Here is a 17409-nt window from a genome sequence, read left to right as displayed (position 1 = left end):
CGCCGGGCTATAAACAGGCCCAATCGAGCGGGCGCAATAACATAATTCCACCCAATAAGCCTTTGGATCGTCCGGTCGAGCCGGGGGATAGCTTGAGGCCGGGGCAAGCACAGCCATATTTACCAACATCTCGTGATGCAGACCATCCGCAGTTAAATCCACCCCCGGGTGCTTACCCTCCGGGCTCTGCGCGCCCTGGCTCTATTCCCCCTCCAACCACAATAAATCCTACAGGGCCATTGCCCCCAACGCCACCTATTGTAGGCCTTCCCCCTGCTGCGGGATCGCCATCCGGCCCCGGTGCTGGAGGGCCTTCTTATGGAGGTACGACATATGGTCAGTAGTGTTTTACAAAGTCAGGGAGGCGTGTTTAGAGCGCTTTTGCCCTGCTGTTTTGCGGCGCTTGTGATGCTTGCAGGGCTCTTCTTTGCTAATGCAGCCTTTGCGCAGGGTGGTCATTCTGGATACACCACAACGGCGGTGAATATGAGAACGGGGCCGGGTACCAAATACCCCGTGATGACAACCATACCGGCGGGTGCTGTTGTTTCGATCAGCTCTTGCACGCAGAATGGTTCATGGTGTGATATCAGGTTTCGTGGTGCATCGGGCTGGATGTCGTCCAAGTTTCTCCGTTATGGCGGAAGTGGGCCAAACTATTCCCGCACCATCCCCTATGTTGCTCCTTTTGTCGGGATACCGTTTGTCGCCCGGCGTTATCCAGTCTACCCACGTTACCCGCGATGGCAGCCATACCCTCATCGTGGTGGCCCGGTGTATCGGGGTCGGCCGGTGCGCCCAAGACCTTACCGATAGAAAAAGCTCGCGGATTGTCTCCGCGAGCTTTTTTCTTAGATTGTGTGTTGCCATGGGGCTTGATGAAAAGCGTAGGCTTCGCCGACGCGGCGCACGTGCCCAAGGCCAGGGAAATCATGATGATTGCCAAGCACGGGGATCCGGTCCGCTGAAACTTGATCCATTATCCTGCGGCGTGTCTGGCGTGCTACTTCCTGATCTGTATCGAAGGAAATTGTCCAATCAGGGTTTGCAAACTGCAAGGCGGGGGAGTGGATTATATCCCCCCAAATCAGCACTTCTTCATTGTTGGAATGAATGCGCACCCCCATGTGGCCGGGTGTGTGACCAGGAAGGTGGATCGCATCAAATCCCTCAAGAAACTCGCCATCCTTTTCCAGAAGTGTCGTTTGCTTTTGGTAGTGCGCAGAATAGGTTCGTGTGAGATCGAAGAAGCCCTGTAGGGATTTTGGTGTTTGAGATCTGACGCCATCGTCATGCCAGAAATCGTATTCTACCTTATGCGTGATAAACTCTGCATTCGGGAATAGCTTCTCGCCAGCTTTGTTCGCGAGTCCACCAATATGGTCTACATGCAAGTGGGTTAGAACGACGGCGTCAACATCCGCGGCGTTGTAACCTGCACGCTTTAGGTTCTCATGAAAAAGCCCTGCTGTTGGGCCTAGGAGGTCATCGGTACCTGTATCAATCACGACAAGCTTGTCGCCAGTGTTCGCGATGAAGCCGTTTACGGAGAAAGCCATTTTCTGCGTGTTTGACGCTCTGAAGTTGCTGTTCAACGTATTTTCAGCAGCTTGCTGGTCAAACCCAGTGACCAGAGCTGGGTCTAGACCGAGGTAACCATCTAAGATTGCGGAGACTTCGATATCGCCAACTGTGAAGCGGTAGATGCCGGGTACCTGAGTATTCAGTTTTGGGGCTGCTGCAAATACCGGGGATGACAAAGCCGGTGTCATAGCAGCTGCGCCAACTGCTGTTGCGGTGTTTGTAAAGAATGAGCGACGGGTAATGGACATCTTGTGCTCCTTAAAAAAAATGTTCGATGAGCGCAATATTGTTGGTCTTGGACTAGAAGTGCAGAGGCCTACCTCTTATCTTGGATATAAGCGTTTCTTATGAGGGTGAGATGGACCTATTAAATTTGCTGGAAAGTCTGGTTCGCGTTATCGATAGTGGTTCTTTGAGCGCGGGGGCTCGTCTGCGCAAGATCAGTCAACCGGCAATGAGCCAACAGTTGACGCTGCTTGAGGCGCACTTCCAGCAGGAATTGGTTTTTCGAACCAACAAAGGCATCCAGCCTACTCCGGCAGGAAAGTTGATTTATGAGCACGCTCGCTTGCTCTTGCTGCAAACGACCAAAATGTATTCGGAGGTGGAAGAGCTAAGTGGCGCAGAGCGCGGTGCTCTTGTTATCTCTGTATCGCAACCGCTGGGCGCCGAAATTGTCACCCCTTTGATGTTTGAGCTTCGCAAGACCTACCCTGATCTGGCAATTTCCTTGCGCATAGAGGACAGGTTTGTTGATGTTGTCAAGGACGGTGTTGATCTTGCTATCCGTACGGGGGACATCGGTTTCACGGCAGGCATCTCTCGCCGTATTGGAACAATTGATACATGCCTGGTTGCGAGCCCTGATTACCTTGCCAAAGTGCGGGTACCAGAAGAACCGTTTGAATTAAGCGCGTTCAATTACATCCAGTATCAGGACGGAAATGACGTTACATCTCTTGAGCTTAGCCGCGATGGGCGGACAGTTATGGTGCCGGTGCAAGTCGGGTTCATCGCTGGGCACCCTCAGGTGATGATGCAGGCTTTGCTCAATGGCGTTGGGTACACGCGTGTGCCAATATTTATGGTGCAGAGTCTTCTTGAAGCCGGAACATTAGTGCGGATTTTGCCGGAGTATTCGTGCGAGGAGAAGCCGACTTATCTGGTGTATCCTTCTCGGGACACGTTAAGCAGACGCACAGAAATATTCATCGAAGCTCTAATTGAGCGCCTGCGGCATATAAAAGGCGTACGGCTTGCCGGACAGCGGACCTTGGCCGCTGCCCAGTAAAACAAGCGTTCAGCTCGCAGTTAAACCAGCTCTTTGGCGCGTTCATCAACAATTCGGATAATGTCCGACATGATATCTGTCAGGTGAAAATCCTTTGGCGTGTAAACGGCTGCTACTCCCGCCTTTTTTAACGCCTCTGCATCTTCAGTCGGAATTATGCCGCCAAGGATCAGCGGAACTTCTTCCAACCCTTCCTCTTTCATTTTGTCCAAAACATCATGGACAAGTGCCAGGTGGGAACCTGACAGGATGGACAGGCCGACAACATGGACGCCTTCCTCTAACGCGGCGTTGACGATTTGAGCAGGGGTCAGGCGGATGCCTTCGTAGACTACTTCCATGCCGCAATCTCTGGCGCGAACTGCGATTTGCTCTGCGCCATTCGAGTGGCCATCAAGTCCGGGTTTGCCCACCAAAAACTTTAGGCGACGCCCTAGCTTTTCTGATAGGTTTGCAACGCTGTTTTGAACTTCTGAGAGATCGCCATTATCGTCTTGGGTTGCTTTACCAACGCCAGTTGGAGCGCGATATTCTCCGAAGACGTCTCTTAATGCTGATCCCCATTCACCTGTTGTGACACCAGCTTTTGCAGCTGCAATCGAAGCTTCCATAATGTTGGTGTTGGAGGAGGCAGCTGCACGAAGCGTTTGCAAAGCGGTTTGCACAGCGTTGTCATCGCGCTGCGTTCTCCATTCTTGCATGCGGTTAATCGCTTCTTCTTCAACGTGCTCGGGCACTGTGAGAATGCCGCCATCTTCATCAGAGGCGAGGGGGGATGGCTCTGTTTCTGTCCATTTATTAACGCCCACAACAATCTGATCACCGGATTCGATGCCAGACAGGCGTTTGGAATTGGACTCCACGAGCTTTTGCTTCATGTAGCTGGATTCAACAGCTGCAACTGCTCCGCCCATTTCTTCAACGCGTGCAAGCTCTTCGCGTGCCTGTGCTTTAAGCTCTTCAACCTTCGCCTCAATTTCCTTTGAACCGTCGAAAATATCGGCATATTCCAAAAGGTCGGTTTCGTAGGCCATAATTTGCTGCATGCGCAAAGACCATTGTTGGTCAAACGGGCGCGGCAAGCCAAGTGCTTCGTTCCATGCAGGTAGCTGTACAGCACGAGCACGGGCATTTTTAGACAGAACCACCGCCAACATTTCGGTGAGGATGCGATAAACGTTGTTTTCTGGCTGTTGTTCTGTAAGGCCCAGTGAGTTGACCTGAACGCCATACCGGAACCGGCGGAAGCGTTCGTCTTCTACGCCATACCGTTCTCGGCAAATTTCATCCCAAAGCTCTGTAAAAGCACGCATTTTGCACATCTCAGTGATGAAGCGCATGCCTGCATTGACGAAGAAGGAAATGCGGCCAACAAGGCGTGGAAAATCAGCCTCTGAGATAACGCCGGAGGCTTTAACATTGTCCAAAATTGCGATTGCTGTTGCAAGGGCAAAGGAAAGCTCCTGTACCGGTGTCGCGCCTGCTTCCTGCAAGTGGTAGGAACACACGTTCATCGGGTTCCACTTGGGCATGTTGGTGTAGGTCCACGAAATAACGTCAGTTGTTAGCCGCATAGAGGGCGCTGGCGGGAAGACGTAGGTACCGCGGGACAGGTATTCCTTAATGAGGTCGTTTTGCGTTGTTCCGGTAAGCAGTGACCGATCAGCGCCTTGTTCATCTGCTGCTGCAACGTATAGCGCCAAGAGCCATGGGGCTGTGGCATTAATTGTCATCGAGGTGTTCATGCGCTCAAGCGGGATTTCCGCGAACAATGTGCGCATGTCGCCAAGGTGAGAAACAGGGACGCCCACTTTGCCCACTTCACCGCGAGAAAGCTGATGATCCGGATCATATCCGGTCTGGGTTGGAAGGTCGAAAGCGACAGAAAGGCCCGTCTGACCTTTGGCAAGGTTTGTACGGTAGAGCCGGTTACTGTCTGCTGCGTTGGAGTGACCTGCGTAGGTCCGGAACATCCACGGACGATCCTTTATTGCTCCTTTAGGTGAACCGGTACTCATAGTCTATTGCCTCCTTGATCCTGTCGGCATTTTATAAAGGACAGGATCCTTATTCTTCCCACACCTTTGCCTAGGTTTCGTTGTGTAGTGCAATGCAACATTAGAAGTAATGTTCTTCGCAAGTTAAGCAATAGTTGTATATATTTTACCAATTTATTGTAATGATAATTCCTAAATAGGCGATATTGACAGGTTGTATTGTTTTGCGTTGCAGCAAATAGTGAGTGCAGAGCGTTTGTCTAAGAGATGACTTCACTCTCAGAGGGAAGGGCGCAACGCAAGCTTGGAGGAGAATACCATGAGTTCCGTAGCACGGGTTGTTGAAGCCGGGTCAAAGGGAGAGCCCGACTTAAAGGACCTTTATGAGATTGGAGAAATTCCACCACTTGGTCATGTTCCGAAGAACATGTACGCGTGGACCATTCGGCAAGATCGGCATGGCTCACCGGATACGGCGATGGTCAAGGAAGTTGTGCCGACCTGGGAACTCGACAGCCATGAGGTGCTGGTTCTGGTGATGGCCGCAGGAGTGAACTACAACGGCGTTTGGGCTGCCCTGGGTGAGCCTATTTCCGTTATCGATGTTCACAAGCATCCATTCCATATTGCTGGTTCTGACGCTTCCGGTATCGTTTGGGCCGTAGGCTCAAAAGTTACGCGTTGGAAAGTGGGCGACGAAGTTGTTGTGCATTGTAACCAAGACGATGGTGACGATGAGGAGTGTAACGGCGGCGATCCGATGTTCTCTAGTTCCCAACGGATTTGGGGCTATGAAACACCGGACGGGTCATTTGCCCAGTTTGCGCGTGTGCAATCTCAACAGCTGATGCAAAGACCTAAGCACCTGACCTGGGAAGAGAGTGCCTGTTATACGCTGACATTAGCTACAGCGTACCGGATGCTCTTCGGCCATGCTCCGCATGACCTGAAGCCGGGACAAAACGTTCTGGTTTGGGGTGCTTCTGGTGGACTTGGCGTGTTTGGCGTGCAGCTGATCGCAGCGGCAGGAGCGAATGCTATTGGCGTGATCTCTGATGAGAGCAAGCGCGAGTATGTGATGTCCCTTGGTGCGAAGGCAGTTATCAATCGCAAAGACTTCGATTGCTGGGGGCAGTTGCCCACGGTGAACTCACCTGAATATGACCGGTGGACCAAAGAAGCGCGCAAGTTCGGTAAGGCGATCTGGAACGTTACCGGCAAAGGTAACGATGTTGATATGGTGTTTGAGCACCCGGGTGAAGCAACGTTCCCTGTTTCAACATTGGTTGCCAAGCGTGGTGGCATGGTTGTGTTCTGCGCGGGTACTTCTGGCTTTAACCTCACCATGGACGCACGATATGTCTGGATGCGTCAGAAGCGTATTCAGGGGTCCCACTTTGCGCACCTGAAGCAAGCGAGTGAAGCGAACAAGTTTGTGATCGATCGCCGGATCGACCCTTGTATGAGTGAAGTGTTCTCTTGGGACCAGATTCCGGAGGCTCATATGAAGATGTGGAAGAACCAGCATGCCCCTGGAAATATGGCAGTTTTGGTTTCTTCCCCAAAGACTGGCCTACGTTCTCTTGAGGATGTTATTGAGGCTACAGAGGGCTAGGTAAAACTCTCTAAGGAAGTTGACGGTCAGAGTTAGACCGTCAGCTTCATTCCTGTAAGGTTCCCAACCTATTTATCCTGAATTTGCCTCATGTTTATTTATAAATATGAGGTGCTGACCTCGCCTTTTTATATGTCATATGCATGTAGATTTTGAAGGCTATTTCTATCTGTTTCTTTTGTTTGAAAATACTAAAAATTTACTTGTTTTTCTGATCTTAAATACCTGTAAAAGTAAGTCTAAAATAGTTGTTTTGCTTGCTGGAATTTTTTTGGGGTTTGTTTTTTGTTGTTTTAGCTAATTTTCTGAGTTTGTAGAGATTTATAACTTGTTTCTGAATGTAATTACAAAGAATATCTCCCGTCATTTATTTCAATAAGATACCCGCGACAGATGTATAAGTTGACAGGTGGTCGAATATAACTATTTTGATCTCGTCAGTTGATGTGCTTAACATAGTGTGTCCTGTGTTTTGCTAGGTTTTTGACTTAGTGTGTCGGCCAGAACGACAAGCTGTCTTTGGCGGCTTTTCTCTCTGACCGGTCGAAGATGTTTTTGATTGTTGGGAGACCCCCTGTGTTAAATTTCAAATCTGCCCTTGCAGCTTGTGCAATTGCATTGCCTTTTGCTGTGTCCGCAGCAGAGGCTGCAGATCCTGTTTGTGAAATCGATCGCCCAATTGTGTTCGCCGGTTTGGACTGGGACTCCAATTCGTTCCACAACTCTGTTGCCGAGTTTATTATGCAAAACGGCTACGGTTGTGAAACTGACTCGATTCCAGGCTCAACCATTCCGCTTTTGAACGGCATGGCTCGCGGTGACATCGACGTGACGATGGAAATCTGGCCTGATAACGTGACCGAGGCTCTGGCTAAGGGGATCAAGAACAAGCAGTTTGTGGACCTTGGGGTTAACTTTCCTGATGCGACCCAAGCTTGGTATGTTCCGAAGTACCTCGTGGAAGGCGACGATGCACCTGCAAAAGGTTTGAAGTCTGTTTCCGACCTGCCGAAGTACAAAGACGTGTTTTCTGATCCGGAAGAGCCAGAAAAAGGTCGCTTTTACAACTGTATTGCGGGTTGGGGATGTGAAGTCATCAACTCTAAAAAGCTCTACGGCTACAAGCTGACCGATAGCTACGTGAACTTCCGCCCAGGTACGGGTGCTGCAATGGCAGCTGCGATCGAATCCAATATTCGCCGCAAAAAGCCAATCATCTTCTATTACTGGAGCCCAACATGGGTGATGGGTAAGTTCGGTGATGATGTAGTTAAGCTGGAAGAACCTGCTTACAACAAGGAAATCTGGGATGAGCTTTCTGCTCAGACAGACCCGTCCAAGGTTACCCAAGCAGTTGCTTACCCTCTGTCTCCAACTCATGTGTTTGTAAACACTGAGTTTCATGAGGCAGCGCCTAAGCTGGTTAAATTCCTGACAGCCTATGAGACCACAAGTAGTGATGTTTCCAAAGCGCTGGCATTCATGCAGGATACAGGCGGAACCACTGCTGATGCGGCCGTCAATTTCCTGCAGAACAATCAAGAGCTTTGGACAGGCTGGGTTCCAGCTGATGTTGCAGAGCGCGTGAATGTAGCTCTAAAAAAACAATAATCGTATCTCGAATAATGCTTGGAGGCCGCGGACATCTGTGGCCTCTTTCGCGTAGGAAGATCAAGAGGACGCAATGGAATTCAATGTGTTTCCCAACTTCGGGAAACCTATCAAAGACGGCGTCAATCAGTTCGTTGAGTATCTGGTCGTCAATTACGGTGATGCAACGGAAGCCTTTTCCGACAGCTTGCTCTACTTTCTCGTAAAGTTGGAGCGTTTGCTGCGTGGAACAGACCCGATTTATATCCTCGTTATTGTTGCGTTGATCGCTTATGTTGCCAGCCGAAAAATCTCGCTCAGCTTATTGGTTGTGGCAGGGATGTGGTTTATCGGAGCTATAGGACTCTGGAGCCAGGCGATGCAAACGGTCGCTATCTTGCTGGTTGCAGTTTTCATTTCTATTGTCATCGGGATTCCGTTGGGCGTTATCAGCGCTCGTGCCGACCGGTTTAGAGCGTTGCTCAACCCAGTGTTGGACCTGATGCAAACAATCCCAAGTTTCGTTTATCTTATCCCGGCTGCCATGTTGTTTGGTCTGGGTAAAGTTCCTGCGATCCTCGCGACGGTTATCTACGCCGTGCCTCCGCTCATTCGCTTGACTGATCTTGGTATTCGTCATGTCGATAGTGCAGTCGTTGAGGCAAGTCGTGCATTTGGTGCGACGCGTGGCCAGATCTTGCGCGATGTGCAGATTCCGTTGGCGTTGCCTTCCATCATGCAGGGGATTAACCAAACACTGATGATGGCATTGGCGATGGTTGTGATTGCCTCCATGATTGGTGCTCGCGGTGTAGGTGAGACTGTTCTACTTGGTCTGCAACGTAATGATGCTGGTACCGGGTTACTTGGCGGTATGGCAATTGTTGTTTTAGCTGTCGTGTTTGACCGTATCACGCAGGCTGCGGGTCAGCGCATGCAGGCGCATCGCAAAGTAACAGGGTAAAGCGCAGATGGCTTTAATCGAAGTACAAAACATTACCAAGATCTTTGGTAGCGCCCCTAAGAAGCAACTCGCGAAAGTCAAAGAAGGTATGGGCAAGGAACAGCTGCTTGCTGAGACTGGCCATACTTTAGGTTTACATGATGTGTCCCTCTCCATCGAGAAGGGTGAGATCTTTGTGATCATGGGACTTTCCGGTTCAGGGAAGTCAACGCTAATCCGACACTTCAACCGCTTGATTGACCCGACAGACGGGCACATTCTGGTGGATGGTGTTGATGTGATGGGCTTTTCAATCAAAGAACTTGAGGAGTTCCGCCGGCATCGTATGTCGATGGTGTTCCAGCGGTTCGGTTTGATGCCACATCGCACAGTGCTTAAAAATGTTGCATACGGCTTAGAAGTTCAGGGCAAAGCGAAAGCTGAGCGGGAAAAGGTTGCCCGTGAATGGATCGATACGGTCGGACTATCCGGGTTTGAAGAGCAGTATCCAAGTCAGCTTTCTGGTGGCATGCAGCAGCGTGTTGGACTAGCAAGGGCGCTTGCCACTGATGCCGATATTCTGCTGATGGATGAAGCGTTTTCGGCGCTGGACCCATTGATTCGCTCGCAAATGCAAGACCAGCTGGTGGAGTTGCAGGAAAAACTGCACAAGACTATTGTCTTTATTACGCATGATCTGGACGAAGCTCTGCGTATTGGCGACAAGATTGCTATCTTGAAGGACGGCGTGCTGTCGCAAGTTGGTACACCGCCAGAAATTCTCCTTGAGCCAGCCGATGACTACGTTCGAGCCTTTGTTCGTGATGTAAACCGTGCGCGGGTGCTGACCGTTGGTACCGTGATGCAGCCACCGGTTATGCGCATCACGCACGACAATATGGAAAAAGCGCTGGCGGATATGCGTCGCTACGATGAAGACTTTGGCTATGTTGTCGAAAACAAAGAGTATCGCGGGGTCGTAACGCAAGAGGCTTTGGAAGAAGAGATTGCCAAACCTGGTGATAGTCCATCGCTTTATACATTTGCGGACGACAGCAACGCGGTTGAGTTGGAATGTACGCTTGAAGCTGCTCTGCCAGCGACACTGGAAGCTGAATGTCCAGTTGCTGTGGTGGATGAAGACGGGCACCTCAAAGGTGTTCTCAGTGCTGAAGGAATGGGCAGTGTGCTCATTTCTCCGGATGGGGACAAGTTTGATCAAGGTGAAAAAGATGTTTCTGAAGGTGGGGCCAAGAAAGATAAGCCCATCCTGAAAGAGGCTTCTTAAACTCTTTTAATTTATGCAGCAAAAGGCCGGGTCATCCCGGCCTTTTGTGTGTTCACTCATCGGTGTGTTTTCAATTTGAACTTGGTTTGCCTTATTTTTGAAGTAAGTGTGGCAAAGAGATTCGAGTTTTTCAGAAAAGTGATTTTTGAATGAAGACGTTTCGTGTTGAGAGAGTTGCGGTATTTTGTGTTGTTGCGCTGGCTATGGCTGGTTGTGTCAGCAAAGATGAAACGCCAAGCTATTATCAAAACCTAGAAAGCCATTCTGCGCAGGTTGATGCAAAGGTCGCGGCTGTCATGATCTCCAGCTACCGCGCTCAAAAAGACCTGCCAGCGGTCACGATTGATCCCGATTTGATGCGGGTTGCGCAAATGCAGGCCCAAGGGATGGCGAAAGCGGAAGATGTGAACGCGGCTCGAAAAGGCTCTCTCCGGCTGTCTTCATTGATGCAAGCTGAGGGGCTGGGTAAGGTCTATGCAGTCAATAACCTAAGCGCTGGTTATCGCAGGTGGGCCGAAGCATTCTCGGGCTGGCGTGACTCTCCAAAACACAATGCGGTGATGCTGGATGCTAAAGGGACGCGTATCGGGATCGCGACCGCTTATGCACCTGGATCAAAGTACAAGGTTTTCTGGAGCCTTGTGGTTGCTGGCCCTCGCTAGTTTTCCTCACTGTTGGTGGGGAAAGGGCGACCAAAGGCCAGTTTCCCATTTTGCATTGCAGCGTTAGAATCTCTCTGGCTTTCGGGAATGATCCAGGGGATATAGGTGTGCTGTCACCATTGAAATCATATGAGGAACTGCGGAGTGAATTTCGCTGGGATATGCCAGAGCGTTACAACATTGCGTATGATGCATGTGACCGTTGGGCAAACGTAGAGCCAGAGCGCCTTGCTTTGCTGCATGTGCTGCCTTCGGGTTCTGTCGAGGAATGGCGTTATGGACAGCTCAAACGCTCCTCCAGCCAACTTGCAAACGCTCTGTACGCGTTAGGGGTTGTTCCACGAGATCGCGTGGCTTTGCTATTACCTCAAGCACCTGAAACTGCAATCTCACATCTGGCTATTTATCGCCTAGGCGGCATCGCTGTTCCTCTGGCGGCTTTGTTTGGCCCTGAAGCGCTTCGCTATCGGTTGGAAAATGCAGAAGCGAACGTGGTGGTCACCAACCGCTCTGGCCTTGAGAAACTCTCTGCCCTTCGCGAGCAGCTGCCGTTTCTTGAGCATATTGTTTGCGTTGATGGGGATGGTCAAGCGCACGGAGATTTGGATTTTTGGAGTCTGCTCCAAAAGGGGGCTGATCGTTTTGAGATCCGCGATACCAGCCCGGATGACCCTGCATTAATGATTTACACGTCTGGCACGACAGGCCAGCCAAAGGGCGCGTTACTCGCTCATCGCGTATTGCTTGGGCATTTGCCGGGGGTACAGATGGCGCATGAGCTGTTGCCTCAACCTGGTGACTTGTTCTGGACACCTGCTGATTGGGCATGGGCTGGTGGTTTGTTAAATGCCTTATTGCCCTCGCTTAAGTTTGGTGTGCCTGTTGTCACTGCTCGGATTGATAAGTTTGATCCTGAGGGTGCGTTTGACTTGATGGTTCGTCATGGCGTGAGAAATGCTTTCATTCCGCCAACAGCGCTTAAGATGATGCGAAGTGTTGATCCTAGTCCTTACACAGAGAAGCTTAAATTGCGCTCCGTCTGCTCTGCCGGTGAAGCGCTGGGGGCTGAGGCTTTTAGCTGGAGCGAAGAAGCTCTTGGAGTTACGCCTAACGAGATGTACGGCCAAACAGAATGTAACCTTGTGCTTGGCTCAGGCAAGGCTGTGGGCGTTTCTAAAGCTGGTGCGATTGGCAGGCCAGTGCCTGGGCACGAAGTTTCTGTGATCCGCCCTGACGGCTCTGTATGTGATGCGAGCGAGCAAGGGGAAATTGCAGTTCGTCGTGGCACTCCCGTAATGTTTCTGCAGTATTGGCAGCGACCAGATGCTGACGAAAGTAAATTTCTTGGCGATTGGATGCTGACAGGCGATCAGGGCGTTGCTGATGCAGAAGGCTACATCCACTTTGTGGGCCGTAATGATGATGTGATTACTTCGGCGGGGTATCGCATCGGGCCTTCTGAAATTGAAGATTATTTGATTACGCACGAAGCTGTTGGTCTGGCTGCAGTGGTGGGTAAGCCTGACCCTGTGCGCACTGAAATCGTTAAGGCCTACATTGTTTTAAAGGATGGTTATGAGCCGAGTGAGGCCTTAACGAACGACATCCGCCAATACGTGCGTGTGAGCCTTTCTGCTCATGAGTATCCGCGAGAGATCGACTTTGTCTCTGAGTTGCCGCTGACGACAAGTGGAAAGGTCATCCGTCGGATCTTACGCGATCGAGCACGCAAAGAAGTTGAGCTTGTTGAAAGCTAGGAGTTATTTGCGGCCCAATAGCTTTTTCGCGGTGCTTTTGAGGGCTAGTTTGATGGTTGCTCCAACTTTTGCGTCCCACATCGCAATACGTGCTAGCCACCCTTTGCCGATGAGAATGGTGGTATATGGAAACCTTGCTACCCAAGTTTTGTTTGCCATTTGGTTGTTTGGTGTAGACAGGGAATCTGCACCGTTGAACTCTGGGTCTTCCAGCAGCTTTAGTGTGCTGTAATAAATGAGCAATTGTCCCGGAGAGAACTTTGCAAAGTTCTGATCAAAGGCTGTTTTCCATCCAAAAATGCGCCCTTGTTCGCGCAACAGTATATTGGTTGCAATCAGCTTTTTATCCAGCTTCAACTGACCTATGCGAATGCTCTTTGTTGCGTTCTGCTTTGCGAGCATTTCTCGTGTGAAGACTGCTGCCGATTTTTTGGAAAGGAGCGCTGTACCTTGCCTCCCTTTCCAGCCTGCTGCTTCAAGCTTCAAAAACGCCTCAAGGCCCGCTTCTATATCCGCTTGGCTTTCCAACATAGAAAAGGTGAGTGTGCCTTGCTTTTCTAAACGGCGCTGACTTTTAAAGGTACTCTTCCATGACGAACGTTTTTTTAGAGCATCGAAGCTGGCTTGCCCCAATTGCCCGGGAGGCTGGAAGGCACGGTCTTCCTCAAGCCATGTCAATTGGGTCCACTTTGATGTGCAAAGCGTTTCTTGCAGAAGCTTGTAGACAGGTCCATTTGTTCCGTGGAATGGCAGGATCAGAACTTTGCACCAGCTTAAATTGGCTGCGGTTTGCAGTAGGGTGTGAACTGTAGTCCCTGTGGCTTCTGGTGAGACGAGTAGGGTGCCAAGAGGGCCGTAATCTCCTGCCAGCGCGCATGGTAATTTAAGAAACAGTCCCCACCGGACCATTACAACTGGCAGGGCTGCAAGTGCTTTGGTGCCAGATGCATCAAGCGCCAGCAAGAGCTTGACTGATCCACCTGCCATGTGTGTGTTGAAGGGTCCTATGAAGGTTTTGGAAAAGAATGGATTGGGCTCTATTGCAGTCTGAGACAGCTGTTTCCACAGAAGCTCTGAGGTTTCGTCATTGCCGGGATCAACCAGTTTGATAGTTGCGCTATCCTGCTTCATTGGTGGCTGCTTCCCGGCTTTTTATCGGCAGAATAAATGTGTGCAGGCCGAGGTGTTTGTAGGCGCTGCGATAAAGCAGGATTGCTTCGAAGAGGATGACGAGTGTCGTTGCCATAGCTGCCCCATACAGCCCGAACATTGGTATGAAGAGCGTGTTGAGAGCCAAGTTTAAGACAAACACGGTGGCATAGATTTTAGCACAGGTGTTTTGGTGGCCAGACAGTGTCAGTAAGGCGTCAGCGGGCCCAATTGCTGCGCGGGCGAGAACTCCGATGACAAGAATGTAGAGTATGGGAGTGCCTTGGGAAAACCCTTCGCCGAACAGTGTGAGCAGGAAGGGGCCAACCACCATTATGAACCCAGCTATCAATAGGCTAGGCCAGAATGTCAGCTTGGCTGCGCTTCCAACAAAGGCTCTCAGGCCATTTAAGTCATTGGCATGATAGAGACGTGCCATGCGGGGGGCACTGGCGGCGCGTACGGCGTAGTAGACAAAGTGCATCAATGCGAGTGTGCGGGAGGCCGCAAAATAGATGCCGACCTGATCTGATGGAAGCCAGATACCAATCAAGATTACATCAGAGCTCGTGATAAGTTGGAAAAAGCCATCCACCGCAAGCATGGGAAGAGACACCAGCAACCAGGACCTGAGCTGAAATCTACGGGGAGCTGGGCGGTGGATCTTATTAAGAGACACTTCCATCATGATTGTCTGGAGGACAGCGACGGTCCAGACCGCCGCGATTGCAACGATGCAAGCTGTAACGGCGGTGGCTGGGTAGCCTAGTGCCAATGCGATCAGCATATATGCAAGTACAAGCAACGGGCGGCCAATAAAATCTGGCACCATTGCTTTCAATTGCCAGTCTTGCGCTCTTGCAATGCCTTCCAACATGCCGGTGTAGGTGTGCATAGGCAGGCAGATTGCGATGAGATAAAGCGGTAGGATATAGGCGTTGCCGATGTAGTCAGAAAAGAGCCAGGTTATCGTAACCCCAAACATAGCGATCAGGGTTGAGCTGAGCAGGACCAGAAAGCGCGCGCTAAAGAGCAATCCGTTGAGGAGGCCATACTGTTTCTTTTCCAGGTACTCTGGAATAAAGCGAAGAAGCGAAACTGAGAATCCGAGGCCGGAAAAGACTGTGAGTATAACAATGGTGGTCCATACGACGATGAAGACGCCATATTCTGAAGCCCCGGTCCAGCGCGCCAGAATGACCTGCATTAGATAGGCAAGCGCTGCACTTAAAACCCGCAGTGCAAATACAATTAGGGCTGACCGCTGAGCGCCACCTGCTTCGCCTTTGCTGATGATGGTGTTGAATACCTTATCCAATACCGACAGCAGGGTCGCATAGGCGCTTTGAGGCAAAAGTACTCTCGCCCATCTGTGAAGGAGTTCTTGCACGCAGTAAGCCCTAATTTTCTCAGATTAATTATTACTAGTATGAAACTTAATTTTTTCGGAATGACCCTGTTGGTTTTGAGGATGCGACATGTCTCCGTTTGGAAACAGTGGCTTAGCCAACTTGAAGTTGCCACTGAAATGGCGCGGGAGAATTTATGAGGGTTTTTGATATTTGGCTTTGGGATGGTTTGACGGAATCAATATTGGAACAGATAGTGAACATTGAGCGTGAATTTGCTGAACTGCCTCGCGGTTTGGAGGGTCGCCTCCCTTTGATCGTGCAGCTCGCGTCGGTCCCTACATCCGCCCAAACTTTGTAGGGGCCGACTCTTTTTGCTGAAGGGGCCTGAGGCAGCGTTGAGGCTATCTGATTTTGATCTGACAACCGCTAACTGTTCTAATGAGAGTGGCAGCTGGCTTAGAGGCGAGAACCTTCTTGGAGCGGCTCAACGTAGTACCAGCGTCCTTTGCGTTTCTTGAACAGGCTTAACTCTCTTTGTTCCCCAAATTTTCCTTGGGCAATGTATTTGGCGCAGAACAGGACGCTTCCAATCGCGTCACTGGCCAGTCCTTTTTCAGTCGAGAGAATTTCAAGACCCACCCATTGGGTTTGTTCTAGATATGCGGCAGTGTCGACAGCACTAAAGCTCTTTTGGTAGCGCGGCCACAAGGTGTCCTTGAGATATTCAAGTTGCTTTGTTGCATAGGCACTGTAGCGAGAGCGCATGAGTTGCTCGGCAGTTTCCGGCAGTGCCCTGCTTTCCAGAAATGGTTGGCAACAGGCTGCGAAGTCTTTTCCTGATTGGCATGGACAGGACGCTGACATGGGTTGGTTTCCTTGAAATTTGAGTGTGCAGCTAAACGACAAATTTCGTATCAGGTCAAGAAAGCAAACGAGGTCCGCCTCGGGTCATTAAAGTTCGCCTTATTGGGTCAACGCTCCAACAGAAGCTTTTGCATAAGCTCAGCCTAGCGTTTCCTAGGTATGGCAGGACGGTGATGCAAAGAGGACGAATTCTTATTGTTGGAGCAGGGCCCGGCGGATTAGCTGCTGCGATAGAGTTGAAGCGACGTGGATTTACGCCGCGTATCATCGATAAGAACTTGCGCCCTCACGTTCAATCTCGTGCGCTTGCGGTCAATCCAAGAACATTACAGATTCTTAAACCATCAGGCGTGGCTGATAAGCTCATACAAAAGGGCTGGAAGTTGAAGCACGTCCACTTTCGCGGGCCGAGTGGAGAACTGATGGAGATTGCCCTTACTGATATTAAAGGCCCCTATAAGTTTATGCTGTCTTTGCCACAATACGAAACCGAAACCATCATGGAACGGCATTTGACAGAACAGGGCGTAGAAGTTGAAAGAGGCTGTGAGTTGGTGGAGCTGGAGCAGCAGGCAGATGAAGTGATCGCTGTCGTCCAGAACGCTGATGGAGACCAGGAAGTGCTGCACCCGGGAATGGTCATTGGAGCGGATGGTGCGCATTCCGTGGTGCGTTCGAAGATGGGTTTTACATTTGCAGGCAGCTCGTACGCATATGATTGGGGACTGGCTGATGTGGAGTTGGAGCCAACGCTTTCTATGGATGGTCCCACGATGTTTGACCGGTCCCCCTATATATTTGCCGTGATCCCGATTTCGGCAAATCGTGCAAGAATAATTGCCGATCAGGAAGATCCACTAGAAGATATGCCTCCGATATTGAAGGTCAATAAAGTTAACTGGAAATCGACATTCCGTATCACTCATCGGCTGGTGAACTTGTACCAAAAAGGGCGTGTTTTTCTGGTTGGAGACGCAGCTCATGTACACTCTCCATTTGCTGGAAGGGGCATGAACCTTGGTATTGAGGATGCAGCATGGTTAGCCTGGCAGGTGTCTACGGGGCATACGCATCAATATATGCTGGATCGCCGTCCGGTTGCAGCTGAGGTTTTGAAGACCGTGGACCATGGGACGCGCTTTCTTGCCTCAAACAACGCCGCGATCCGGCTTTTTCGGCAAAAGTTCTTGCCCGTTCTTGGACGAAGTAGATACTTTCAGGGAAGGCTTTTGAGCATTGTCTCGGCTGATAGCACTCCTTTTCCTCCATGGTTGGAAGGGGAGGAATGAGTTTATAACTGCTGCTGCAAACTTTATG

General features: G+C 50.5%; 14 protein-coding genes. 9 read left to right on the top strand and 5 right to left on the bottom strand.

The features are described 5' to 3' along the window. The first annotated feature begins 318 nt into the window (after positions 1-318). Entirely contained in the window at positions 319-816 is a 498-nt protein-coding gene (locus tag BMZ51_RS05400; RefSeq protein WP_068007930.1) for an SH3 domain-containing protein, read from the top strand. 35 nt (positions 817-851) lie between these two features. Here the strand turns inward: BMZ51_RS05400 and BMZ51_RS05395 are convergent, their stop codons facing one another. Continuing rightward, the gene (locus BMZ51_RS05395; RefSeq protein WP_068007928.1) at positions 852-1832 is read right to left on the bottom strand and encodes an MBL fold metallo-hydrolase; all 981 of its coding nucleotides are present in this window, start codon (positions 1830-1832) and stop codon (positions 852-854) included. Positions 1833-1942: 110 nt separating this feature from the next. Here BMZ51_RS05395 and BMZ51_RS05390 point away from each other — a divergent pair, with 110 nt between their 5' ends. After that, entirely contained in the window at positions 1943-2875 is a 933-nt protein-coding gene (locus BMZ51_RS05390) for a LysR family transcriptional regulator (RefSeq protein ID WP_068007925.1), read from the top strand. Between the two features lie 20 nt (positions 2876-2895). Here the strand turns inward: BMZ51_RS05390 and BMZ51_RS05385 are convergent, their stop codons facing one another. Continuing rightward, positions 2896-4893 carry a protein meaA gene (locus BMZ51_RS05385; protein ID WP_068007922.1) on the bottom strand — a complete coding sequence of 666 codons (1998 nt, stop codon included), beginning with the start codon at positions 4891-4893 and terminating at the stop codon, positions 2896-2898. A 298-nt stretch (positions 4894-5191) separates the two neighbouring features. Between BMZ51_RS05385 and ccrA the strand changes: the two genes are divergently transcribed. The 6 genes from ccrA to BMZ51_RS05355 all read left to right on the top strand — a co-directional run bounded on the left by ccrA (position 5192) and on the right by BMZ51_RS05355 (position 12727). Further along, the gene (gene ccrA, locus BMZ51_RS05380; protein WP_068007921.1) at positions 5192-6487 is read left to right on the top strand and encodes a crotonyl-CoA carboxylase/reductase; all 1296 of its coding nucleotides are present in this window, start codon (positions 5192-5194) and stop codon (positions 6485-6487) included. 576 nt (positions 6488-7063) lie between these two features. Continuing rightward, positions 7064-8098, top strand: coding sequence for an ABC transporter substrate-binding protein (locus BMZ51_RS05375; RefSeq protein WP_068007919.1), 1035 nt, complete (start codon positions 7064-7066; stop codon positions 8096-8098). Between the two features lie 73 nt (positions 8099-8171). Continuing rightward, positions 8172-9041 carry an ABC transporter permease gene (locus BMZ51_RS05370; protein ID WP_068007916.1) on the top strand — a complete coding sequence of 290 codons (870 nt, stop codon included), beginning with the start codon at positions 8172-8174 and terminating at the stop codon, positions 9039-9041. 7 nt (positions 9042-9048) lie between these two features. After that, on the top strand, positions 9049-10308 hold the full coding sequence (locus BMZ51_RS05365; RefSeq protein ID WP_068007871.1) for a quaternary amine ABC transporter ATP-binding protein: 1260 nt from the start codon (positions 9049-9051) through the stop codon (positions 10306-10308). Positions 10309-10457: 149 nt separating this feature from the next. Next, entirely contained in the window at positions 10458-10970 is a 513-nt protein-coding gene (locus BMZ51_RS05360; RefSeq protein WP_068007868.1) for a CAP domain-containing protein, read from the top strand. Positions 10971-11077: 107 nt separating this feature from the next. Continuing rightward, positions 11078-12727 carry an AMP-binding protein gene (locus tag BMZ51_RS05355; RefSeq protein ID WP_068007866.1) on the top strand — a complete coding sequence of 550 codons (1650 nt, stop codon included), beginning with the start codon at positions 11078-11080 and terminating at the stop codon, positions 12725-12727. 3 nt (positions 12728-12730) lie between these two features. Here BMZ51_RS05355 and BMZ51_RS05350 read toward each other — a convergent pair whose 3' ends face one another. The 3 genes from BMZ51_RS05350 to BMZ51_RS05340 form a co-directional block, all read right to left on the bottom strand. Further along, positions 12731-13858, bottom strand: a complete 1128-nt coding sequence (locus BMZ51_RS05350) for a GNAT family N-acetyltransferase (RefSeq protein ID WP_068007864.1) — start codon at positions 13856-13858, stop codon at positions 12731-12733. Next, a complete protein-coding gene (locus tag BMZ51_RS05345; protein WP_208979315.1) occupies positions 13845-15230 on the bottom strand; it encodes a lipopolysaccharide biosynthesis protein in 1386 nt (461 codons plus the stop codon). Before BMZ51_RS05345 ends, BMZ51_RS05350 begins: the two co-directional genes overlap by 14 nt. A gap of 454 nt (positions 15231-15684) precedes the next feature. Further along, complete coding sequence (locus BMZ51_RS05340; RefSeq protein ID WP_068007857.1) at positions 15685-16092, bottom strand: YchJ family protein; 408 nt, start codon at positions 16090-16092, stop codon at positions 15685-15687. Positions 16093-16265: 173 nt separating this feature from the next. Between BMZ51_RS05340 and BMZ51_RS05335 the strand changes: the two genes are divergently transcribed. Further along, a complete protein-coding gene (locus BMZ51_RS05335) occupies positions 16266-17381 on the top strand; it encodes an FAD-dependent oxidoreductase (RefSeq protein ID WP_068007855.1) in 1116 nt (371 codons plus the stop codon). Positions 17382-17409: the final 28 nt, after the last annotated feature.

Source organism: Pseudovibrio axinellae (assembly GCF_900110875.1).
Lineage (GTDB): Bacteria > Pseudomonadota > Alphaproteobacteria > Rhizobiales > Stappiaceae > Pseudovibrio > Pseudovibrio axinellae.
Note: the sequence above shows the minus strand (reverse complement) of the source record. Positions and strands in the feature narration are given on the sequence as shown.